General features: G+C 44.4%; 12 protein-coding genes. 1 reads left to right on the forward strand and 11 read right to left on the reverse strand.

Annotated elements, in window-relative coordinates; genetic code table 11:
- Nucleotides 1-7 precede the first annotated feature (7 nt).
- Genes BHV72_RS08670 through BHV72_RS08685 form a run of 4 tightly spaced genes read right to left on the reverse strand, consistent with a single transcriptional unit; the run spans nucleotide 8 to nucleotide 9,495 of the window.
- Nucleotides 8-1,723 (reverse strand): RagB/SusD family nutrient uptake outer membrane protein, encoded by a 1,716-nt coding sequence (locus BHV72_RS08670; RefSeq protein WP_286855588.1) that lies wholly within the window; start codon nucleotides 1,721-1,723, stop codon nucleotides 8-10.
- Nucleotides 1,724-1,742: 19 nt separating this feature from the next.
- A complete protein-coding gene (locus BHV72_RS08675; RefSeq protein WP_286855589.1) occupies nucleotides 1,743-4,520 on the reverse strand; it encodes a SusC/RagA family TonB-linked outer membrane protein in 2,778 nt (925 codons plus the stop codon).
- A gap of 31 nt (nucleotides 4,521-4,551) precedes the next feature.
- Nucleotides 4,552-6,309, reverse strand: a complete 1,758-nt coding sequence (locus BHV72_RS08680) for a RagB/SusD family nutrient uptake outer membrane protein (protein ID WP_005675253.1) — start codon at nucleotides 6,307-6,309, stop codon at nucleotides 4,552-4,554.
- Nucleotides 6,310-6,321: 12 nt separating this feature from the next.
- The gene (locus BHV72_RS08685) at nucleotides 6,322-9,495 is read right to left on the reverse strand and encodes a SusC/RagA family TonB-linked outer membrane protein (protein ID WP_286855590.1); all 3,174 of its coding nucleotides are present in this window, start codon (nucleotides 9,493-9,495) and stop codon (nucleotides 6,322-6,324) included.
- Nucleotides 9,496-9,930: 435 nt separating this feature from the next.
- Here BHV72_RS08685 and BHV72_RS08690 point away from each other — a divergent pair, with 435 nt between their 5' ends.
- Nucleotides 9,931-10,482 carry an HU family DNA-binding protein gene (locus BHV72_RS08690; protein ID WP_286855591.1) on the forward strand — a complete coding sequence of 184 codons (552 nt, stop codon included), beginning with the start codon at nucleotides 9,931-9,933 and terminating at the stop codon, nucleotides 10,480-10,482.
- 144 nt (nucleotides 10,483-10,626) lie between these two features.
- On the opposite strand, the gene BHV72_RS08695 is transcribed toward BHV72_RS08690, so the two are convergent.
- The 7 genes from BHV72_RS08695 to BHV72_RS08725 form a co-directional block, all read right to left on the reverse strand.
- Nucleotides 10,627-12,351, reverse strand: a complete 1,725-nt coding sequence (locus tag BHV72_RS08695; protein ID WP_286855592.1) for a porin family protein — start codon at nucleotides 12,349-12,351, stop codon at nucleotides 10,627-10,629.
- A 22-nt stretch (nucleotides 12,352-12,373) separates the two neighbouring features.
- On the reverse strand, nucleotides 12,374-15,391 hold the full coding sequence (locus BHV72_RS08700) for a tetratricopeptide repeat protein (RefSeq protein WP_122264175.1): 3,018 nt from the start codon (nucleotides 15,389-15,391) through the stop codon (nucleotides 12,374-12,376).
- Between the two features lie 132 nt (nucleotides 15,392-15,523).
- The gene (locus tag BHV72_RS08705; protein ID WP_286855593.1) at nucleotides 15,524-16,045 is read right to left on the reverse strand and encodes an NUDIX hydrolase; all 522 of its coding nucleotides are present in this window, start codon (nucleotides 16,043-16,045) and stop codon (nucleotides 15,524-15,526) included.
- 133 nt (nucleotides 16,046-16,178) lie between these two features.
- Nucleotides 16,179-17,648 carry a DUF4832 domain-containing protein gene (locus BHV72_RS08710; protein ID WP_149921795.1) on the reverse strand — a complete coding sequence of 490 codons (1,470 nt, stop codon included), beginning with the start codon at nucleotides 17,646-17,648 and terminating at the stop codon, nucleotides 16,179-16,181.
- A 33-nt stretch (nucleotides 17,649-17,681) separates the two neighbouring features.
- Complete coding sequence (locus BHV72_RS08715; RefSeq protein WP_122264177.1) at nucleotides 17,682-19,268, reverse strand: glycoside hydrolase family 31 protein; 1,587 nt, start codon at nucleotides 19,266-19,268, stop codon at nucleotides 17,682-17,684.
- A gap of 19 nt (nucleotides 19,269-19,287) precedes the next feature.
- On the reverse strand, nucleotides 19,288-23,418 hold the full coding sequence (locus BHV72_RS08720; RefSeq protein WP_286855594.1) for a response regulator: 4,131 nt from the start codon (nucleotides 23,416-23,418) through the stop codon (nucleotides 19,288-19,290).
- A gap of 18 nt (nucleotides 23,419-23,436) precedes the next feature.
- A complete protein-coding gene (locus BHV72_RS08725) occupies nucleotides 23,437-24,540 on the reverse strand; it encodes a DUF5017 domain-containing protein (protein WP_022043277.1) in 1,104 nt (367 codons plus the stop codon).
- Between the last annotated feature and the right edge of the window lie 2 nt (nucleotides 24,541-24,542).

A 24,542-nucleotide genomic window follows, 5' to 3' on the forward strand; every position in this document is an offset into this window, starting at 1 on the left:
CAATAAATTACCATCCTGCATTTTGAGGATTTAAGTTTGTATTTTTGTACAGCTCGCTCTGAGGTATAGGATAGAGATACATGCAGTCTCTCCATGTGCGGCTTTCATAAAGGTTTTTATAAAAACTCAGTGTGCCGTTCTGTTGTTTTTCAATCTTCACTCCGTACAGTTCGCGCTGGGTAGTATCAGCTATTTTCCACCTGCGTACATCCCAAAAACGGTGATCTTCGAAGGCAAATTCTACGCGCCATTCATTGTACAGACGTTCCAAGAATTCTTCTTTTCCCATAGAAGTAAGTAGCGGCATGTCGGCATTCTTTCTTACTTCGTTGATAGCCCACAATGCTGAATACACATAAGTCTCATCAGTGTAGTCGACATCATTGAAAGCGTTAACCATGGATTCTGCATAGGTGAGCAAGGTTTCCGCATAACGGTAAATTGCCCAATAGTGCTTGTTGGCTGATTCCCTGCCCGGTTCAAAACTGGTACCTTCCTGAATGTACCGGCGCAGAAAATAACCGGTGGGCGAACCTCCTTCTGACACAATACCATCATCAACACCTCCTTTGAACGTTTCTACCGTACTCTCTTTAAATGTCATGCCATTGGCGAGAATTGTGCGATAGAATCGTTTGTCACGGTTTTCATAAGGAGCTTGCGGATTGAAATCGGGGTCATCGCAAACCCAACCGGTATTTTCCAGTGTCACTCTATAACCGTTGGCGGTTTCAAAGGCGTCCACCAGATTTTGTGACGGGAAGTTGCCGTAAGCAATCATGGAAGTGCGTGCCCCGTAAGTGAAACGAAGAGGAAAATTATATCTCTCGAAGTTTGTAGCTTCAGCATTGAGTCTCATCAGTACCACTTCTTTTGATGCGAAGTTGTTGGCACTCTCTTGACCGTCAAGGGAGTAAAGTCCTGTATTCATGATGTCCAATGCAGCTTTGGCGGATTGCTTCCATAATTCGGTATCCATAGAAGGATTATGTAAGCGGCTGGCTGCATATAATAATGCTTTTGATTTCACCGCCATTGCAAAACCTCTGGTTACTCTGCCTATCTCCGCTTCCGGTTCGTTTACATAATCATCCGGTAAGTTGTTAGCAGCCTCGTTACATTCGTTGACAATAAAATTAATCACCTCGGCAAATGGTGTTTTACCAATAGTGTTCGCTTCTTCTTCTGTAAGCACTTCCAATGGCATGGCGATATCACCATAGCGGCGTGCCAGCTCAAAAAAGTAGTGTGCGCGCAGCACTCTGGCCTCGTAAGGGAAGTATTTCAATTGCTTCATCCAATTCTGATATTGTCCGTCGTGTTCATAACGCGAGAAGTCCACTTGTGCAATCTCTGTAAGAAAACTATTGGCGGCACGGATGCCACGATAGAGCGTCCAAGCGTCATCATACGTTTTGATGGGTGACCAATTGCCGTTGTTCGCGTTTTGGATGTTGGCGGCGTAAGCTCCGAACTCACCGTCGTCTGAGGCACAGTCACGCATGGAATAACTCTCTTCGGAAAAGATTCCTTCAGTTGCGAAATACGCATATCCTTGCGGCATATATGAGTATACGTGGGACAGCATATCTTTGCTTGTACCGAAATACTTATACATGTCTTCTTTTGTCTTCAAACCGTTTGTTTCATCAAAATCGAGATAATTGCACGAAGCAAGGCTCAACGAAGACAAAACGGTTAAGATGATGTATTTGGTTCTCATAATGTTCATTTACTTTACATTAAAAATTAAGTTTCACACCCGCCCAATAGCTCCTTGCAGACGGATAAGCGATACCAAGTTGTTCGGGATCGGCAAAATGGATGTTATCTAGCGAGAACAAGTTAGTGCCTTGCACGAATACTTGTAAATCGGCAAAACGGGTCTGAGATTTCGGAAATGTATAAGCTACCAGCAGGTTCCGTAATTTCAGGAACGAACCGTCACGATACCACAATGAACTGGCACGGTAGTTGTTCTGGTTTTCCTGTGTAGTCAGTCTCGGCATAGTAGCTTTGGCTTTGTTCTCCGGTGTCCAGTAAACTTCCTCGTTCAGGAAAGTGTTCGAGATGTTTCCGTTGTTCACAAGTGGTCGGTAAAGCGGGCTGTCAAGTAGAGAGACTGTTACACCGGTCATTCCTTGGAAGTCGGCAGAGAGTTCGAATCTTTTATAGGAGAAATTCAGATTGAATCCGAAGTAGAAACGTGGTAGTGAGGAACCGAACATTTTTACCACATCTTTTTCATCAATGCGGTTATCACCGTTTTGGTCTTTATACTTCACGTCACCGGGAGCGATGCCTGAGAATGTTTGCTGCGGGCTGTTGTTGATTTCCTGCTGACTGTTGAAGAATCCTATTGCTTCCAGACCGTACATCTGTCCCACACGGTTGCCTTTGGTGTACAAGTAGTCATACTCTTGATAGGCTTGGTTTACATTGACTACTTCCGAGTTCAAGTACGACATGGTTGCTCCGATACTGTAATGGAAATCACCGGCTTTGTCATTCCAGTTCAAAGAGGCATCAAATCCTCTGTATTTATAGATTCCTTCGTTTACTTGCCCCACCGTGACACCGATGATGCCGGACGTGGAATTGGCGCCGGACACAAGTATATCCGAACGTTTCTCGTAGAAACCTTCCACAGTAGCATTTAACCGGTTGTTGAGAGCGGAAAGATCAAATCCGAAAGTCGCTTTTTGGGATTTCTCCGCTACCAATCCGACTACCGGCAAGTTACCTTCGCTACCTCCTGAAACGCTTCCGGCGTTTTCGCCGAAGTTGTAACCTGCAGCATAACCGTATGACTGGCGCCATAATTCGTGGCTCAAGTTTCCATCCCAACCGGAAAGACCATAGGAGGCACGAATCTTGAAGATATTAATCGGAGTTATTTTCTCCATGAATGCTTCGTTGGATACGATCCAGGCGGCAGATATGGCAGGATAGTTCGCGAATTTGTCTCCATCCGGCAAATATGCCGAACCGGAACGGTTGAATACGGCATTAAGGGTATAACGGTCGTCGTAAGTATAGGTGGCATTCATTAAAACTGACAGATTTTTTTGTGAATTGTTTCTGCCGTTTCTATTTACTGACTGCATGTCGTAAATCAATGCTCCTCCTACCCGGTGTTTGTCAAAGGTACGGCTATAGTCCGCTTTTGCCTGGAAGTTGCTTCTGAACAACAGGTTTTCAAAAGGCTGGCTGTGTCCCAAGGTTTCGGAGTCTGTGCCCCAAATAGTAGGAGTGGTTATCAATGTGCCATCGTCGGAAATACTGGCTCCGCTGTTCATATAACGGTAGCTTTTGCTGCTGGTTTCATACATTCCTCCGATGTTATCGAAAGAAATAGCCGCCTCGACTGCCAATCCCTTGGTCAGCATGTCCAGTTTTTGGCGGACGCTCAAGTCGGCGAGCAGGCTTCCGTATACATTACGGATATGTCCGTAATGTTTCAGTAAGGCAACCGGGTTCTTGTCTCCATAGACTGAACTTCCTCCAAAGATGCCGTTTTCATGACGGATGGGGAATGCGGCCGAAGGAATGCCGTAAATGTCATTGAAGATAGCGTTACGCCCGTAACGGGTTCCCCGAAGTTCTTTCAGTTTTCCGGCGATTCCGAGTTTCAGATAAGTACTTTTAGTCACGTTCACGTCCAGATTGGTACGCACAGTTAAGCGTGTATCTGTGGGCGTGGTGTCGTAACGTGTGTCTTCCGTATTTTTCTTCAGCATCGAACGGTCACGATAGTAATCTACTACGGTATAGAAACGGAACTTTTCGCCACCTCCGCTGAAAGCCATTTTTAGGTTATGTGTAAATCCGGTTTTGTTCAACGTTTCTTCCCACCAGTCTACGTTCGGATAGTCGTATGGGTAAATACCTGTACGGAAAGCCTCCAATTCCCGGATATTGTAGCGTGCGGACAGACCGTCTCCACTCAGTGCGGTATTGAGAGTGTTCGCATACGTATAGGCGTCTGCAAAGTCAGGAGAGCGGAACTGGGTGTTAACGCCGAAGTTATAGTCTACCTTTACTTTTAGTCCATTGCTTGTGCCGCGTTTGGTCGTAATCAATATTACACCGTTAGCACCGCGCATACCATAGAGGGCAGCAGCAGCGGCGTCTTTCAGTACGTAGCACGATTCAATCTCCATAGAACTAATATCGGTGATGTCGCGAGGAAAACCGTCGATCAACACTAACGGAGCATGACCGTGTATGGAGAGAGAAGAAACGTTGTCGGCTGACGAGCCTGCGCCTTGATATACGTTCAGACCGGCTACTTTCCCATATAGTGCTTTGCTGATGTCTATATGCGGAGATTTTTCGAATGCAGAAGCATTGACTCCGTTGACAGAATAACTACTGGTCTGGGAAGATACGTTTATACGGTATCCTACGCTCAAGGTGTCAGCCAGCTGCATATCCGATACCGTTGCTGGTGTCTGCGCGTTCAGAACTACCGCACCTCCCAGGAGTAGAGTGGTTAATATATAGTTTATTTTATTCATTGTTCAATAGAATATTAGTTTGCGTATCAATTTACCAACCCGGATTTTGGGTCATTCCATATCTCTTGTTGATTTCGTCTTGAGGTATCGGAGCCAGATACCATTTGGTATCCCAACTGTCTACCCAATAGCGGTCGCTTAATTCTACTTTCTCAAAAGTGAACGCTGTGGGATTGTGTTGGTCGTTACCTCTGCTCCGCAGTCCGTACAGTTGCTTTCTGAAATCGTTTTCACGACCTCTGCGCACAAGGTCGAACCAACGTACCTCTTCGAATCCCAATTCCAGTGCTCTTTCTCTCAGTACGGCTTCCAGAAACTCATCGTAATTCATGTTCTTGGGAAGTTCGGAGAGACCTACTCTCTTCCGTACATCGTTCACCAACTTGTAGGCTTCATCGTTCGGACGTTTATTCACTTCGTTGAGTACTTCCGCATATCCCAGCATGATTTCCGGCAGACGGGTATGAGGCCACTGTATCGGCCCTTCACGGTCACTGTTCTCTTGTAAGATGAACTTCATGGTCATGAATCCGCTACCGGCTTTGTAGTTGGGATGATTGAGATGGACAGGGGCGACTGTTCCATTGCAATAGGTGTCTCCCGGACAAGCCACATTTTCATACAGGCGCGGGTCACGGGTAGGTTCCATATCACCCACGGTAAAGAAAGGCTGACGGGAAGGAGACTGCCAGTTGAAGTCTTTCGGAAAATCGGTTCCGTCCGCCCAAGAGAACATATCGACATAGTTTAATGTGGGAAGATACCCCCAAGGACGGCTGTCGATATACTCCCAAATAGTGTTGACATCATATCCATGACGGGTAGAGATCAGTATTTCCGTACCGCCACGATTATAGTATGCCCGGCGGTAGGCAAGACGTCTTGCCCGATGAGTATCTTCCTCCGGCTGGATCAGCGAGTATCCGCCTTGTCTTTGCACTTCCGCAAAGAAAGCCTCGCCTGCTGCCTTTGCAGCTTCCCAACGCTGGGCGCTATAGTTACCGTAGCAGGTATATTCGTCCGCTTGGGGATGCCATTTCTTGTCAGAGTTGAAAGTGGGGCTGGCAGCCCATTGCAGTACTTTGAATTTCAGTGCCATAGCTCCCGCCTTGGTCATACGTCCGTCATCCGCGTCATCCTGTTTCCACTTTAAGTTGGAGTTGATGACTTCGTCGAGCAAAGCTACAATCTTCTCCACGGTTTGGGCGAATGTGATGCGGGGGAAGTTCATCTCCTCGTTGACGTCTACATAGTGGTCTATCCACGTCACGCCGCCTACGTAGCGAAGCATCTCGAAGTAACAAAGGGCTATAACGGTTTTCGCTTCAGCGATACGTTGGCTCTTTTCACTTTCCGACATATCGGGCACATCTTTTACATTCTCGATATAGCACCAGGCGTAGCGGATGGCAGTCCAGTCGGCTTTACTTCCATAACGGTAGGCTGCACTTCGGGGAACGTTGGTGGGACTGAGTGCGCCGTTATAATAAAGTTTTAGAGGACCGTCGTTGATGTTGTCTCGAAAACTGTAACATAAGTCAGTGAGAGATTCGAGGATGTTCACACCCAACTTCCAGTCGGAAGTGGTGGGCAGCCCGTAAGGTAATCCGGTATATGCTTTTGTCAGCACCTTTTCGGCATTTATTCTCGAAGAAAACATCTCTTTGGTGGTTGCTCCGGAACTTTCAGGCTGATTGCCCAGAAATTTATCTCCGAAACTGATTTCAGAGCAGGAAGAAGCCATTAGCAGGCATCCTAGTGCCATGAATCCTTTTAATATACTATTCATAAAGTTGTTCTTTTAGAAGTTAAGATTTAAACCAAAGCTGTACACCTTAATCAGCGGATACTCTCCATAGTTGTCAGGGTTACTTTCCGGGTCAAGGTATTTAAGCGGTGAGAAAGTCAGCAGGTTATAACCGCTGAAATTGAATCCGAGTGAAGTAAGTCCCAGTTTCTTCAAGAATTTTTTTCCGGTGAGCGTGTAGCTGAGGCTCAGACTTTTCAGGCGGAGATAAGAAGCATCTGCCAGCCAAAGAGTAGAGGGCTCGGAATTCCAGCTTTCCGAAGTTTCCGATGCACGCGGATAGACAGCACCCAATTGGTTCTCCTCTGTCCAACAACCATCATAAAAGTAGGTTAGCAGACCGCGCTTTCCTGCATTGGTATACGGGATACGGTATTCGATTTCGTACATTCTGTTGACGTTCTTGGAGCCTACCCACTGCATGGAGAGGTCAAAGCCTTTCCAGTTGAAACCCATGTTCATGCCGAATACATATTCCGGGCGGGTGGCAAAGCCGGTCACACATTTGTCATTACCGTCTACGACATGATCACCGTTGAGGTCAGCGTACATAGCATCGCCCGGATATACCTTCACGGAGGGTTGCGGAAGTTCCGGATTTAAAACTAACTCGCCACCGGCACCGGTAGTAAAGTCGCTGTACTGATAAAGACGGACAAAGTTGTACAATCCGCTGTAACGTCCCGTAGAACCGCCGGTATGGTTCATATAAGAGAACTGCTTGGGTACTTCGTCCATATAAAGGATCTTGTTGCGGGCAAAGGAGACGTTGGCATCTACGTAATAACCGAAATTCTTACCTATCCTGTCGCGCCAGCCCAAAGAGATTTCGTAACCGTGATTGTTTACCTTACCTATATTGAGGTTAGGCAGAGAGGTTGCGATAATGCTCGGAGTAGATTCTGGAGAAATAAGAATCCCCGTGCGGTGTTCGATAAAATAGTCGAAAGTTGCAGACAGGCGGCTGTTGAAGAACTTAAGATCGATACCGTAGTTCTGTTTCTCCGCAGTTTCCCAAGTCACTTCCGGATTACCCATACTTGAGATGGCGGCTGCCGATTGGGATATGGGATTATTAATACCGAAACTGTAACTTCCTGAGCCACCCCATACGGCAGGCATGTACATAAAGCGGGAATTTACGCCTTTGTCGTTACCTACACGTCCCCAGGAAGCTCTGAGCTTTAAGTAATCCACTACTTTCTGGTTTTCCATAAATTTCTCGGCAGTGGCTATCCAGCCAGCTGAGAAAGAAGGGAAGATACCGAAACGTGTGCTACCCGGAGCAAAGTTTTCCGAGCCGTTATACCCTACGTTTACATCGAGCAGGTATTTGCTTTGATAGGCATACGTGGCACGTCCCACCAGTCCTACATAGTTGCGCGGCAGATAAGTGTAGCTGTCCGGATAGTAATTGCGTGATTGGTTGTACAGGATGAGTCCGGACACTTTATGATCGCCGAACATACGATCATAGTTGATACGTCCCTCGAGGTACCAATTTTGTGCTCGTCCGCTACTTTCCGAATAGGTCAGCGGAGTATCGCTGCCGGAAGGTACGAAAATATGTGTCTTGTCGTAATCGGGATCGGTCTGGGGCATATTCCCGTTCGAGTCGAAATATGATTGGTAGTATACTGTTTGTGATTCTATGGCTCCTCCAGCACGTTCCTTATATAACTTGAATTGATTGTCGTAGGCTCCTTTGACGGAAACGCTCAGTCCCGGAGTGACGAAATCTAATTTCTGTGTGATGTCCACGTCCATATTCAACGTCGTGTCATACGTTTGGTTGTATCCTTTTCCGTAGAATACGAACATACCATCGCGCATTACTTCTCCTAAGGGTACCAGGTCATCGGGAACCAATGTACGTACTCCATTGATAAACCCCGGTCCGGCAAAAGGATGTGACCATATTTGCGCTATCACCCAAGCATTCGGGTCGTTACCTGTACCCGACTGAACGTCGCGTGGTTCTTGTATCTTGCCTAGCACACCGCCTACACCCAATTTCATGGTAGTGGTCTTGGTCAGGTTCGCGTCGATATTGGCACGATAGTTATAGCGGTTGTAGCGGTAGTTGTTGTCATACAACTGTCCGGGAAGTTCTTTCAGTAGTCCGTTCTGATACGTATAACCTACCGATACGAAATACTGTACATTGTCGTTACCACCGGAAATGTTGACGTTGTTCTGGCTTTGGAGGTAGAGATTATGGAAGATATACTTCTTCCAATCCATGTTAGGGTACATGATAGGGTCGGAGCCTGTACGATAAGCCTCTATCTGTTCCGGAGTAAAGTAAAGTTTGGGATTGGTGACATGATCCATTTCCTGCTTCATGTTCCAGAACCGTGCAAATTCGTAACTGCCTGTCTGCTCTACCAGTGAAATGGGTTGCTGCAATCCTAGCTTGGTACTGGCGGATATTTGTGTCTTTCCCGATTTACCTCTACGGGTAGTAATCAGTATGACACCATTCGCGCCTCTTACTCCGAACACTGCGGTAGAAGAGGCATCTTTCAACACGGAGATAGTTTCTACCTCATTCGGGTCAATCTGTGAAAAGGCACGTTCGACACCATCTACCAGAATTAAGGGCTTGGACTGTGAATCATTCAATGAACCGACACCACGTACGTAAATGGCGGCGGCATCCTTACCCGGTTGTCCGGTAGTCTGTACTGAAGATACCCCTGGCAATGCACCGGCAAGGATGTTCGTGATACTTGTTGCCGGTGATTTTATCAACTCCTTGTTGTCAATAGAGGAGACGGCACTCGTAAGCATTCTCCTGTCCTGATTACCGTAGGCGATAGCTACCACTTCTACTTCACCAAGGTTCTGCGAGTCTTCTTTCAAGGTGACTGTGATAAATTTCCTGTCTCCCACTACTATTTCTTGGGTTACATACCCGATAAAGGAGATACTCAACACCGACTTTCTGTTTGGAACGACGATTGTAAAGTTGCCGTCGAAATCTGTAATAGCTCCTATGCTTGTACCTTTTACAGTTACATTAGCACCGGGAACACCTTCTTTGAGCGTTTCATCCGTTACTTTACCTTTGATAGTAATACCTTCAGGGGGTAAGGCATACATCATTGGTATGAACAAAAGAAACATAATAAGAAAACGGAATCTTAAATTACGCGCGTTTCTCATACTGTTTAATTTAATTAGGTTAATAATGAAAGATTAATAATATGTTAAGTTAATAATCTGCTTCATTTGAAGTAAGGTCAACAATTAATGGATTTGTTGGCTTTTAACAATACTGCAAAGTTAGATGAGGTGTGGAAAACAGATGTGCAATATTCTCCAAATAAGGTGCACAAAATGCTATAAAACGCTTTGTGATAGTACAGGAAGCCACTTTTGAAGTTGTGGGTAAATATGTTTACATTCACTAGGAAAACCTATCGGATAAAATAAAATGTTGGTTAGTATAGATTAATGTCTGTATATTCTACGTACATTTATCTCGTTAGTATTTTAGTTTTCGTTTAACAACTGTTGAACGAAAACTGACTAGCCAATGAAGTAAATAGTATATGAGGATGAAAAGAATAATCTTCCCCAATGAAAAACAAATGAGTAATGAGTGTTAATTATGACCTTTACGAAACACCTAATCCTGACAAGGAAGGGGAAGTGTTGCCTTTACATGCACGTGTGGTATTGAAGGGTAGTTATACTGCCGAAGAAATTGCAGATCAAGTTGTAGCATTTCAGCATATGCCTCATGCGCAAGTGGTGGGTATCATAGAAGCTATCTCGAAAGAATTACGGCATTTGCTTTTGAAAGGATTTTCCGTTGAATTGGGTGATATTGGCTATTTTACTCTTTCTTTGAGTGTGGACAAAGAAGTGACTAAGCCAAAAGCCTTGCGTTCACCATCAGTATCTCTTAAAGACATTAATTTGAGAATAAACCGTCAGTTTAAGAAGGATATTGAGAGTGAATTGGTATTGCAACGTTATCATTCTCCCTTTCGTGTGAAGAATCCGTGTATTAACCGACAGGATTATGCTTCACTTGTCGGAAAGACAAAAACACAGGCATTGAAAGATATAAATACTTTTATTGGGCAAGGTATTTTGAGAAAGTATGGGACAGGACGTTCGGTAGTATATATAAAGGCTGAATAAAATAATTAAAGTATTTTTGCGATAGATTAGAAAGATAAAATCTGATTGATAAAACTAGTTCCGGCTTAATCTGACTACATTGGCGTGTGTAATAGATTAAGCCGGAACTGATTTATTTTGCTATGATTTATCTTTTTGCTGACTTTAGAACCGGAAACTCAAGCCCCCTAGGAAATTGAATCCTTCGGCAGGATAACCTAAATAGTATTGATACTTCTTGTTCAGCAGATTGTGTACTTGCGCATAGACCGATACTCCTTTGAACACATTATAGCTTGCCCCAATGTGCAAATCATTGATAGCAGCCATTTTTGCGTATCCTTCCACTTCTTCCCTGTTGATGTAGTCATAGCTGAGATTGATATTCAAGGCGGAAATCGGATGAATACGAACGTTGAAAGACATTTCGCTGGCAGGTTTTACAGCCAACAGATATTCTTCTGTTTTGCTGTCCCATTTACGATAAGTGTACTTGGCAGATAAAGACACGATTTCTTTATAGTCGTAACTAACTTCACCTCCGACATAAAGATTGTCTGTATTATCTTGCGAGAAATTCAGATAAGATTCGAAATGGGTAACACTCGCTCTTCCGAAAGCTGAATAAGATAAGTCATTTTTCAAGTTCTGGTAGCCTCCGTATATATTGAACCATACTCCCGGATAAGGACTGGCCTTGAATCCGAGCGTACCATTAATTTGTTCGTATGTATCGTAAGGACGTTGCACATATCCCCAGGTGGAAGAGAGATAGGCGTCCGGTAGTTCGCCATAAGGACAAATACTCTCCAATCTGCGGAAATCATTGAGAAGTTTCCCTCCTGTTGCTTTGGCATAAACTACATAGCTGTCAGAGAATATGTATTGTGCAGTGATGTCCGGTGATACGCGGAATGTTTTGTCGAATCCGAAAGATAAGTCCACATTGGCGCCGACGTGTAATTTCCAGTCATCATTATCCAGTTCGTAATAAGGATTCAGAAGGAGGGTTGTATAATTTTTGAAGTATTCATCTCCAGTGGAGATATTCTTTGTATATCCGCTGTATAAGAAATTGTTCATAGCTAATGCAATAGTAACCGATTGCTGGTCGTTGATCGCTCCTGTGACATCTCCTTTGGTACGTATGATTGTTTCTTTAAGCGATGTATTGTCTGTATGTTCATTGAGCATATTGTGCTGACGTTCGTACATCAACAGATTCGTCTCGGCATTGAAACGCAGGGGAGCGGTTTCATCGATGAAATGAATGCCGGCATGAAAATCTCCGGATGTAAACTTTTGCTTGCTGTTCGCACTTCCCGGTTTGAAGTTAAAATTACTCAGTCCGAAGTTACCGGCAATATTCAAATCCAGCTTGTTAAACTGGTGTGTATAATCTACGTTGGCACGTGTACGGTAATAGAATGCATTCCATTTCTCGCTGTCGGTGAAAGGAATGGTCAGTTTACCGTCCATCCCATCCATTTGGAAGCGTACATTCAGTTTGTCTTTATCAGACAAGCAGAATAAATAATTGGCGAGTACATCGAGATTGCCGTAATTGCCATAACCGGCACGCACATATCCGGGAGTGCTGCCGGGTTGTGTTTCTTTTCCGGTATAGGGGCGCATCAGACCTGCTGGAACGGAGGTCGCCGGAAAGAATGTCGTGGCGTATTCCACATTTTTCTTGCTGACTGTCGGTTCTTCCACTTTGGGCAGGACGTTCACTTTCGAGGCGTCCATAATATCCGGATTATATTCTTGTTCCACAACGACAGTACGGTTCATGGTCGTATCTTTGGGTTGGGTAGTCTGGGCTTGAAGAGCTGACGGTATTGAGATTGCCAGTGTAAGTCCTCCTATTATATAAAAAGCTCGTTTCATATCATTTCTGTTTTTTAGATTCTCAATTTTCAGTTTTCAGTTTCTGAAGTCTGCTTTCAATCATACTCTCAATATCGTCGTTACCTTGATAGTTCTGTTGCAGGCTCAATAGGTATTGGCGTGCGTCCAGATCTTTGCCTGTCGCATGATAAACATCGGATAGAAGGACAAAGCTGCGTGCCAGCCAGTAAGCGTGAGGGGTACTCTGTTCGATGTAGTTGAGAAGTTCTTTTTCCGCAGCAGCATATTCTTTGGCATCGTAAAGCCCTTGGGCAACCTGATATTTCGCTTCGGCACCGTAAGGGTTACGTGTGTCCTTAGCCAATTCGCGATAATCGTCCATTGCTTTCTTGCCAGCTTTTTGGTTAGTATAAGCTTTGGCACGGTAATAGAGCGCTTCGTTTCTTAGTTCCGGACTAAGCTTGGGCTCTACCAGTAAATCGGTAGCGGCATGGATTGTTTCCACATCGTCTCTCAACAGGAAGGCACAACGCAGGATACCTGTTTCGGCAAGCTGGCGTCTTTCTACATTGGTTGCTTTCTCTTTCAGCATTTTGTAACTTGCCAGTGCCTCTGCCGTATTTTGTTGGTTAAACTGTACTTCCGCCCGCAGGATAAGTGCTTCTTCCGCAAATGGATTATTCGGATATTCCAATAACTTGCCGGAGTGGAGGAGAATCATATCATAATTCTTCTGTTCACTGCCGATCAGACAGAGATAGTAATGTGCATTCAGACTGAAAGCTCCTTCGGGGAAAGTCTGCAGGTATTTGTTGAGGCTTGTTTTGGCTTCTTCCATTCTGCCTTTCATATAAATCTTTTCGGCAGCGGTATACGTAAGCGAATCCTGTTCGTTGGCGTCGAAACGGATATGTCCCGGCATGGCATTCGCTAAAGCGGCAAACTCATCAATGCGGTTCAAGTCTACATAAATAGACTTCAAGTCACGCATGGCGAGGCGTGCTTCTTCGCTGCCCGGATATTTCTCGATAACTTGCTTATATGCTTCGATCGCTTGGTTATAATCTCCTTTCTGATAAAACAGCAAACCGATTTCTGCGGCAGCTTTTCGGCTGACCGGGCTTTCGGGATATTTGTTCAGCAGTTCCTTGAAGGAGGTGATAGCCTGATTGTTGTTATCCATTAGCACATAGGAACGCCCTTTCTCATAAATGGCGTTTACAGCATAAGGTGAAGCGGGATATTTGCCGACCAGACGGTTCAATAAAGTGATTTTACCGGTGTAGTCCTTCTGTAAGCCGGATACGAGAGCGAGTTGATAGAAAGAATAATCTCCTGAAGGAGTATTCATTTGCTCGGCTTGCGAATAGTAATGTTTGGCTTCTTCAAAGTTACGTACATGGAGGTGGCAGTCACCAATACGGTTGTAAGCGTCGGCAAGCGCCGTTGTGTTTTCTCCTTTTTCCAATTGGATATATTTTTGGAAATAGTTGCTTGCCTGTGTATAGTCTTTCCGATGGAAAGCGATATAGCCCAAGTTGTAATTAGCCAACGCGTACATTTCGTTATTGGGCTGGGTGGTCAGTTGCAGGTAGGCGTTGAAATCGCGGGCTGCCTCTACCATTCGGTTGAGACGATAATATGACTCTCCACACCAGTAGTAAGCGTCTGCTTTGGTCTGGCGGTTGTATTGTCCGATAGCGATAGACTGGTTCAGGTATTTAAGAGCCTGTTCGAAGTCGGCGTTGGCAAAAGATTGTGTACCTAACTGGAATAATATCTTTTGTTTGGCTTCCAGTATCTGGGCACTCGGTTTGGCAATCCGGTCGATAGATTTTAATGCGGCATCGTAGCTGCGGGTATTCATATAAACTTCTACCAGGTAACTGCTTACTTTTTCGGCGTATGGAGAGGTCGGAAATTCATTCAGGAACTTCTCGAAAGCAGTGACAGACTCGCCGAAGGCAGAAAAAGAAGTTTCGTGCAGGCAAAGCGCATAGTTATAAGCTGCCTGTTCTTTGATTTGCATATTGGCATTGGATGCAGCAGCCTGTTCGAAAGCCATACGCGCTTTGTTCTTTTCTGCCAATTGCAGGTAGGAAAGTCCCATGTGCAGATAAGCGTTCTGTGTAAGGGCATCGTTTTCTGTGGTTACTTTGCCTAACGTCTCTGCTGCTTTGGAATAAACTTTTGTTTGATAGTAAGAAAGTCCCAGCATATAAAGGGCATCACGGCGCGGGACGGCGTGCTCTCTGTCCAGATAATTGCTGAATGCTTCTACGGCTTGGGGATATTGCCCGAAGTGGTAGTAGGCATCTCCTAGGATGCGGTACATTTCGGCGGCGTGCTCGTTATTCGGGTAAGCCGACAGGTAATTCTGTGCTACGATTTGTGCCTTATCATAATTCTTGAGCTGTACATAAATCTCGGCGATATAATAAGGGACGAGTGCCTTGTATTTAGCATTGTCTTGTAGCGGCAGGAAACCTTTCAATGCTTCGTTATAGCGTTTCTGTGTGTAACGGATATAAGAAATATAGTAATCACAGTCTGTTGCATACTTGGGACTGTTGGCACGTAAGGTTTCGAACCAGATAGCAGCTTCCCGCAAATCGTTTGTTTTCAGATAACAGGTAGCCAGTTGATAAGTGCGGTCGTCCCGTTCCTCATTGTTTAGCAAATCGAGGTCGGTAGAGTTGAAGAGTGCCATAGCCTCATCGTATTTTCCTTCGTAGAAGTAGCAGGAAGCCAGTAACGAGTAGATACGATTGGCATAAGGAGTATCGGGATAATGGTCGAGATACTTGCGGAGCAATTCGATACGGTTCTTGTCGTTCAACTCGTAAGCTGAACTGACCAACATATACTCCGCATCTTGGAGTAGGCTGGCTGTTGGCTTTTGCTTTACAAATGCCTTTAGTGCCGGCAGGGCAGCGGCATAATTTTTTTCCTGGAAAAGTTCTTTCCCTTCTTTATAGAGGTTGTCAGCTGAAGTGAATTTATCACCTGTCTGGGCAAATCCTATAATTGGTGCGCAACAGATAGCCGCACAAATGAGTCTAGTAATTTCTTTTTTCATAATAGGGTGTTTATGCAAAAGTACTATATATCTTCCAATAACGTATTTTAATGGCTGTTAATTTAAAGCTCATTAAAATATTAGACAGAATGGAAGGGGATATGTTTCCGTAATTTGTTATATTTTAACGAATTATCTGTCGGATAAGAATTTTTTAAGTCCTCGACGGATAGAATCCAGTCCAAAATCTTCCGGATTGATCTCGGAGAGAGGCAGGAAGAAAGAATCTGATACATCATCCATTGCCGAGAAGTGGCTTATATCTTCTACGGTACAAAGAAAGAACATATCAAGTGTGTGCACGGGAAAACCGGAATAGATGTAAATATTGGGAAGTGAGAATTGATAGACGGCTTGTTGCACTTTCAATCCGGTTTCCTCCAATACTTCACGGGCTACGCCTTCTTCGCCGGTTTCGTTCATGTCGATAAATCCCCCGGGAAGGTCGAGCGTACCTTTGGCAGGTTCTTTGGCACGGCGGCAGACGAGCAGCTCGTTTTGGTCGTTCAGGATTAGAGCCACGGTAGCGGAAGATGGATTGAAATAATAGACAAAGCCGCAATCTGTACATTTTTTGGACTTTTCATTGTTGATTTCGAAATGAGAGGAACCACATTCGGGACAATATTGGAACAGGTCAAGAGGATGTTTCATAATTCTTTTGCAGATACTGCATTTTGGTTTTTTCGATTACAAAAGTACCTAAAAAAGCAAAAACGACAAACTTTGTGAGTGTATCGTTTTTGCCTGCCTTTTCTTTTTCCCTCAAAGAAGACGTTCCTTTGAATTATTTTACTTGGAAATTTTCTAAACTTTCTCCAACGAAAGATGCTTTATTTGAATTAGTAACCAACATTGTACTGTGTATTTTATTATATCCGTATTGTTTGTTCCATACATCTTTGTTAGCTAATTGTATACTGTATTCCCAACGTGCCGAAATGGTTGGTCTGGGGTCGGGAAGATTCAAATAAATATCATATTCACCGCTTGGCATTGATTCCGGTAGTCCGAATCGAGCCTGAATGGTAATCTGCTCATTCGGAAACCAGAAACGCGGATCTTCTTTAAGTTTGATCTTATACTTGTTCTCTTTCTTCTTTTTGTGGACAAATACAATCTCGACATCTCTCGGATTAAATGGGGCAGCCCAACCTGTATTCTGTAACTTTAACACCACTTCATAAGGACAACCTATTTCTCCTTTGGGAGTAAAATATCCTTCGGAGAGAGTGAAGCGATAACCTAAACGCTTTTGTATTTCCTTCATGCATTGTTCGTCCTCCCATTGGTTGATGACTGCGGGATGATAATCAATATTAATATACGACCAATGGTATTTGGCAAAGTCTGTTACAGCATTCTCGCAGTTCGAATATTCCGACAGTTTACAGGTTTCTCCTCCCATGGCTACATATTTTGTTTCCCATTCCCAGAATTTTCTGTAATCAGGATTCTCTCCGAAAGTTCCCATGTCATCTATGTCGGCCAGAAAACAGTCGTTGTGAAAAGCTATACGAGATAAGTCGGATTCATTATAAGCCGTTTTCCTGGTAATGGTGTCGGTGTAGTTAATATTGAAAGTAAATAACTTGGCTACCGGATACCGTACACTTATCATTCTGTCCTTGGGCATTACTTTCAGAAGGGCATCCAGTACCTTACGGCGGGGAGCATACTCTCCCTTTTTAGGCTGGTAGTTATAATGGTCGGTATAATACCATTCTCCCCATACCCCGACAAATCCGGCTTCGAGTACACATATCACATCCGAAAATTCTTCCAGAATAGGTTTTAGTTGTTGGATATGCTGTTCCGTGAGTTCCCAGGGAGCATCCCATGGCTTCTCGTTTTCGGACGAAGTATATGCAAAGCGTAATACGGATTTTGCTCCTCCTTTTCTGAGAGCCAGCATATTGTTGCGTATCCGTTGCAGATATTCTTCGGAGATCAACTTATCTTTGAAATCTCTCATATAGTAGGCGGTGAATATAAGGCTCATGCCTTTCTCCCGACATTCTTTCAAGAAGGCGGGGGTAATGGAGTGGTTATTGTCCGTGGCATATTCCTGATGAGTGAAGAATCCTCTCTCCGGGTTACAAATTATTTCCTCCGAGGGTTGGTATGTTACTTTCTCCAGTTGATCCGGCGTACTGGAAGCGGGAGATTCTGTTTCTTCTTTGGAGTTTACTTTGTCATTGCAGAAAGTCAATAACAGAGCCGGAATACAAAAAAGAGATAAGAAGAGTCTTTTCATGGGATACTATATATGAAGTGTGAATATTCGGGATTATTTAACTTCTACAAACCAGGGAAGCCGTGAAAGAGGGACATCGAGGGTATACGTTTTACCTCCTTTATAGACTTTTCCCAGATCATCTTTCCATTTACCTTTGGGGAGTTTTACTGTACGTGTATTGCCGCTGGACATAATGGGGGCTACCAGGTATTTATCCCCCAACATATACTGGTCCCTGCATTCTTCAAATCCCTGATTAGGGAAGGCATAATCCATGTGACGTACAATGGGTTCTCCTGTAATAGAGGCATTTTTTGCCTGTGAGAGTATATAATCACCCAGTTGCTCATGCCATTTGGCATACTTGATGCACGTTTCCAGGTTCTCTTTATTTAGAATCCGCCAGGGGGCTACCGAAAACTGCATCATCGGCATCATGGAATGTATCTGGCAGGAACGTACAATCAATGTCTGGTCAAAACCGGACGCATCAATACCCTGAAAACTGGAATATTCTCCGCCTCCAATCATGTCGGGACAGGCATACGAATATCCCAACAGACCGGCGGCTATCATTGAGGGTACCAGACTTGCCACTCCGTCCCATGAGTATTTCTTGTCGCCCAGGCGTTGCACTAAAGGCTGGCCGCCTAATTTCCAACAGGCGCGGAATTCGTTATATGGAAATTCGAGCCCCAACTTGGCCCATAAATAAGTCTGTTCGGTATCATACGATTGGCGGTCGAAAACATCTACCTCTTTTTCCGGATATCTTTCCGGGTCTCCTGCATCGAATTTGAAACCGTCGATATGATAGTCTTGTTGCATTTTCTTGAGCGTACTCCGTAAATGGTTATAAGCGTCGGGATTGCTCAGGTCATAGCAGGCACTGGAACCGTTCCACCAATCGAGAATTGCCGGCTGGTCACTACCTTTTCTTTTTACCAGATATCCCTTTGTCTTTAGATACCTGAATTCTTCGCTATCGGGTGACACAAACGGACTTACCCATAACATCACTTTAAATCCCATGGCATGAAGTTCGTCAACCATTGCTTTGGGGTTCGGAAACTTGTCCGGGCGGAAGTTGAAGTTTCCGTAATCTTTTTGCCAGTTATCGTCAATCATCAGTATGCCGGTAGGAAATCCGTTGTCGATAATACTTCTTGCATATTTCAGGATATCCTCTTGATTCTGATTATATATAAGCTCTATCCAGGTATTGTATTGCGGTTTTGAGAAGAACAGTTCGGGCGGCAATATACCGGTGGGTGGGAGGTACTTTCCGGAAGCGGCCAGGTAAGCCTCTTTTAATGTGTTTCCCGCGGTAGCGTGCTCTATTGTTCCTCTGGCGGATTCTATGCGGATTTTGCCGTCTCTCAGTTGAAACCGGAATGGACCGTCACACCAGATATAACGCCCCTTATTCGAGATAAGTAACGGGGTAGTCTGGTTATTAAAATTCTGGGTTTGCAGGTCGGCTTCTGTTGTGTTATCGCAGAAAGGCATTTTATTGCCGAGGTCGGTAGCTCCTCCCCACCATTTTTCATTGGGAAGGATTTCTATTTCTTTTACCTGTTGTGGCAAAGCAGTTGTAGCGAGACTGAATGCCAGGATACTGAGGATTAATTTCTTCATAATATAAATATTAATGTGACTAATGCTTGATAAATTCGGAGGGTGAACTGCCGAATTGCTCTTTAAATGTTCTCGTGAAATAAGACGGACTTTCGATTCCGACGGCATAACCGACTTCACTGATTGACATATCGGTGGTTCTTAACAATTCTGCTGCCTTGTCCAACCGAATCTTACGGATGTAATTTCCCAAAGACATTCCGGTTGTCGACTTGATAAAGCTATACAGTTTGGTCCTGTTCATTCCAAGTTCGAGGCAGAGGTGGTCGACGGAGAATTGCTGGTCGGTTAGATTGGCATTGACCAATTCCACTAGTTTGCCGAACACTTCTCTTTGTTTCTTGTCCTGAATCTCCTGCCGGACGTTGTTGGCAGTAGGCAGATTCCTCATCTGATGACTTTTATTGAGAAGATTGCGGACGTTTGCTTTGAGAAGTCTGGGGTTGAAGGGTTTGGGGATGTATGCATCCGCTCCCATTTCAATCCCTTCAATCTGGTCCTCAACCTGCGATTTTGCAGTAAGCAGAATGATAGGAATAAAACAAGTCTGTAAGTTCTTCTTTAGAGTTGCACACAGTTCTATGCCGTTCATTCTGGGCATCATTACGTCTGAAATGATAATGTCCGGGAGGCTGCGGTTACATTTGTCCAAGGCTTCCTGTCCATCAATAGCCATGATGATATTATAGTCTTTTACGAAATACTCCCTTAATATCATAAGTATTTCGTGGTTGTCGTCCACCAGCAGAATCGTAGGTTTGCCTTCCATATAAATAGCTGTGGTCTCTTCTATCTCCAATGGTTCGTACTCTACTGCATAGTTTGATAAATAGTCTTTTAGTACGAAAGTACTTTCTTCTATCTTTTCCTCTTTGGCCAGATAGGTGTCCGATATCGGCAGGGCTATGATAACTTCGGTTCCTGCATCTGGCTTGCTGCTGATGATAATTCCGCCGTGGTGGAGTTCGATAAGAGATTTGACCAAAGATAACCCGATGCCCGAACCGGTATGCTGTTTACCTGTATTATTTTGCACCTGATGAAAACGTTTGAAAATGGTAGGCAGTACGGCTTTCTCCATGCCAATCCCTGTATCGCTCACTCTTATTATCGCCTGTTCGCCGGGAATCATATCTTTGGTATTCCAGAAAGAATCCTTATAGCGGGGAACAATGTCATTCACGTATCCTTTAGCAACCTGAATGTTGATTTCGCTGCCGGCATGAGAATAGCGTATACTGTTGGAAAGGATATTCGACAGTATTTTACCGAAATGCTCCGGGTCTATCCACATCCCGATCTCCGGATTGTCAATTTGTAAGTTCACATGGATGTCGGAGGCTTCCGCCCAGCCTTTGAATTCTTCGTAAATATCGCTCACGTATTCAGGAATAGAAGTATAGGTCGTCCTGAGTTGGGCGGACTTCACTTCTGCCCGGTGAAAATCAAGCAGTTCGTTGACCATGTTCGACAGTTTGCCTGTATTATGCTTTATGATATTTACATATTTGTTTGTGCAAATGTCCTCGTCTTCAGCAATCTCATTGATAGCGTGGCTTATCAAGGTCAGCGGGGTCCGGAACTCATGAGAAACATCCATGAAGAATCTCATTTTCATTTGCATCATTTCCTCTTTCTGTCGTTCCTGTTCTTTCTGCATGGAAATCGTATTCTTCATCTGAGTCCACTTGATGAAGTAACGGAAACCTACGTAGAACAGTCCCAGAATGGCGAGAATATATAGGGTATAAGCCCACCAAGTCATCCAGAAAGGGGGTTGGGAGTAAATCTGCAATGCATATTGTTCATTACTCCATATTTGCCAGTCGCCTGCTTCCACCAGTAAGGTATGCGAACCGAACGGAATTTTCTGATAAGCTACGGCTGGTTCCTTGCCTGCTTCTATATATCGCCATTCATTATCATATCCTTCCAGTTTGTAGCGGTAGCGTATGTGGTGCTGGTTACTGTAAGATAATGAGGTGAAGTTGACGGAGAAATTATTATCAGGATACTTGAGTTCAAGACTGTTGGAAAATTCGATGTCCGAGTCTACAGGTTTTCCGTTGATATGGCAACCGGTAAAGTAAACACGATATGAGGTGTTATGCGGAGTTTCGGCAATAGGAGTGAAGTAGTTCAGGCCGTGGGCTCCTCCGAAGTATAAGTTTCCTTCGTCATCCTTGGCGGAAGAGGAAGTACCGAACACATAACTTTGTAAGCCATCGTTTGTGTCGAATACATTGAAGCGTTTTATCCCGTCGTCGAAGTAGTTCAGATTAAAGCCTCCGCACCATACACGCCCGAACTTGTCGACTTCGATACTCTCTATGTCGTTGGACGTCGCTCCGGCTTCTATCCCGTAACTTTCGGCTGAGTAGTCATAAATCCCGTTGGGCCTGTCTATCAGTGTCACTTTGTTAAGCCCGTTGCCCATGGTGCCTATCCAGTAAGTAGAGTCACTTCCCTTGTCGATAGGCCAGATGTAGTTACTGCTTAAACTGTTCTCGTCGTTTTCTCTCGCCAGATATTTGACGATACGGACTACCTTGCCTTCATTATCGAATATGACACGGTTGATACCCATTGCCGATGTGATAATGAGTTCATTTTTAGTTGTGTCGCTATATATGTTGTGAAGCAAGTCGGTGGACAGATTACAGGGAGCGGGTGTCCGGCTGGTATAGGTCATCGTGTTTTTCCATAGACCGTTGATCTCTTCGAAACACTCCAGTCCGGCATACGTCGTGACCCACAAACGGTTGAACTTGTCGAAATCCAGCCAGAAAATATAACCGCCGTTGATTGTCCGCAGTGAGTGGGTAACTTCTCTTGTTTTTTTATTGATAATGACGATATTATCTCTGACAGCTGCATAGATATTCCTGCTATCCGACTGTATACTTGTGATACTCGGAAATAACTGGGGAAGGTGACAATAATCCCATATCACCTCTTTTGTTCTGATATCGAAACTGCTCAATCCGCCAAACTTGCTTCCCATATATACATGGCCATCCTTGCTGTAATGTACGGAACTGATAAATTCGGAACCGATACTTGTATCGGACGTTCTGAAAGGACTGTATCTGACTGTTTTGAAAAAACGGGCCCTTGTATTGGCATAAGACACGCCTGCGGTCCAGGCGGATACCCATAGATTATTGTCCCTGTCGAGGAAGATATTGTTGATGTCACTTCCTACCGAATAGGGATTGGACGGTGAGTGCTTATGTTCCATGACAGAGGTGGACTCATTGCTTTTCCATACTTGGAAAAGCCCTTCGTTTGCTCCTATCCATACATATTCGGGGTCAACACATAAGGACAGTACCCCGCCCGGAGTATGGAACATGACCTGCTTGGCAAGTGTATAACTGCCGTCGTTTTCGATTTTATATTTAGCCAGATGTTCCTGGTAGATGATCCATAAATCTCCGTTATCATAACAAATATCCCTGACTCCCGAACCTATGTTATTATTGATATTGCCGGAAAACTTCAGTTCTCCCTCAGCGTCAACCTTGTAGGCGGACAGATACCTTTTTCCTGAAATCCAGGCATTTCCCAAGCTGTCTGTTGCCACCTTCGGGTTCAACTCGTCGGAAATATAATTGTAAGCGTCTCCTATCTTTCTGGCAGAAATGACCGGTTCCCCGTTATCTTTTTCGGAAGATTCAACCTTTACCAATCTGATTTGGTTATCCGATATGAGCCATAACTGATTACCAATGCCCTGCTTGAGCATCCTGACTTTGGAATAAAAGGCGGGATCGGGTTGAGCCTCTGTCCGGTAACTGACAAATTGCTTGGTTCTGATATCAAAACAAGCCAGTCCGGCTTCCGTAGCCAGCCAGATATAGCGGCCTACTATCTGAATACTATAAACTCTGTTATAATAGACTGAATTTATAATACCGTTTTCGTACTTGTAGGAATCAATGGAATATCCGTCGTATCGATTAAGCCCTCTATGGCTTCCGAACCACATATATCCTAAGGAGTCTTGTACGATACAGGTCACGTTATCGTGTAGCAGTCCCTCGTTTCTGGTCAGATGACGGAACAGGAGTTCTTCCTGTGCATTGCCGGTTATGAATGCACAGGAAAGAACGATAAGTGACAGAATGATTTGTTTATAATATCTCATAAGCAAAAAACGTCTGTGTTATGGACGAACGGTTATGTCAATGGTAGAGAACTGAGTGTTGTAATCATATTCACTCGCATGAATATTGTTTCCTACATTGTCTTTATACCCGCTATCCGAATAGTTTTTCATACTTGTATTGGTGCCTATTACGACTACCTGATAATTACCCGGTTGCGTATACGTATATTGATATTTCAATATTCCGGAGTTGTCATTGATGTTCAGAGACTGGCCTGTGGAGAACGGAATATAGTCTATATCACCATAACTTGCGGAAGCTATGTAGTAATCGCCTAAATATCCGGCATTATTACTAGGAGTAAATAAGATCTGTATGTATGACAATGTACCCATAGTTTTTCCCGTAGCTCCCTGCCAGGCGTCTATAACACTCGACAAATCAACGGAGTAGTCTGTAAACGCGGTATTGGGATTCCAGTATATGTCCCAGACGGTTTCATCTCTGAATATAACCTCCGTTTCACCGACTCCGATGCCGCCGAGGCGGATGACTACCTGAAAGGTTGTTATGTCCGGACGCTGTTCTCCCGAACTGACATCTCCCAGGATGTCTTTGTCGAATCTCATCCGTAAATTCAGCTTTTTGTTTGTTCCCAGCTTGGCGTCCGTATGCAGGCGGAGTGCTTGATACCACCATTCGGGATGAACGGATGTGATTTTCAGTACATTCTGCTGAATGGACTCGTCATACTCGATTTCGGCTTCCGAACCTATCAGGTTATCGCCACTGCCTGCGTTCACAACTTCTGCGAGATTGTCTGTAATGGAAGTGGAACCGGCGGGTGTATCGGCAAAGTTACAATTATACGGTGTAATTTCCGGATCGATAGGGCGATAATTGTTGTTTTGTAAATCATCGTTGGTTTTTCCTAGCAGTAGATAGTAGGCACTGCTCTTGTAGTCGTGCCCGTCATCTCCGGTGTAAATGGATACGGCCATTGCATTATGCCGGATACTGAATGTAACGGGTTCTCCTACCTTTACCTCTGTCTTGTCTGCACTGGCGGAGATATGTAAGCTGGGGGCTTCCTCTTCATTGCACGCAATAAATGTAGTTGCTGCGAGCAGAAGTATGAATTTAGTATAGGTTGTTTTCATTC

Source organism: Bacteroides sp. 43_46 (genome assembly GCF_001915455.1).
GTDB lineage: Bacteria > Bacteroidota > Bacteroidia > Bacteroidales > Bacteroidaceae > Bacteroides > Bacteroides caccae.

Coding starts and splice junctions, on each gene's coding strand:
- BHV72_RS08670 (WP_286855588.1), bottom strand. CDS start 1,723: ATGAGAACCAAATACATCATCTTAACCGTTTTGTCTTCGTTGAGCCTT.
- BHV72_RS08675 (WP_286855589.1), bottom strand. CDS start 4,520: ATGAATAAAATAAACTATATATTAACCACTCTACTCCTGGGAGGTGCG.
- BHV72_RS08680 (WP_005675253.1), bottom strand. CDS start 6,309: ATGAATAGTATATTAAAAGGATTCATGGCACTAGGATGCCTGCTAATG.
- BHV72_RS08685 (WP_286855590.1), bottom strand. CDS start 9,495: ATGAGAAACGCGCGTAATTTAAGATTCCGTTTTCTTATTATGTTTCTT.
- BHV72_RS08690 (WP_286855591.1), top strand. CDS start 9,931: ATGAGTGTTAATTATGACCTTTACGAAACACCTAATCCTGACAAGGAA.
- BHV72_RS08695 (WP_286855592.1), bottom strand. CDS start 12,351: ATGAAACGAGCTTTTTATATAATAGGAGGACTTACACTGGCAATCTCA.
- BHV72_RS08700 (WP_122264175.1), bottom strand. CDS start 15,391: ATGAAAAAAGAAATTACTAGACTCATTTGTGCGGCTATCTGTTGCGCA.
- BHV72_RS08705 (WP_286855593.1), bottom strand. CDS start 16,045: ATGAAACATCCTCTTGACCTGTTCCAATATTGTCCCGAATGTGGTTCC.
- BHV72_RS08710 (WP_149921795.1), bottom strand. CDS start 17,648: ATGAAAAGACTCTTCTTATCTCTTTTTTGTATTCCGGCTCTGTTATTG.
- BHV72_RS08715 (WP_122264177.1), bottom strand. CDS start 19,268: ATGAAGAAATTAATCCTCAGTATCCTGGCATTCAGTCTCGCTACAACT.
- BHV72_RS08720 (WP_286855594.1), bottom strand. CDS start 23,418: ATGAGATATTATAAACAAATCATTCTGTCACTTATCGTTCTTTCCTGT.
- BHV72_RS08725 (WP_022043277.1), bottom strand. CDS start 24,540: ATGAAAACAACCTATACTAAATTCATACTTCTGCTCGCAGCAACTACA.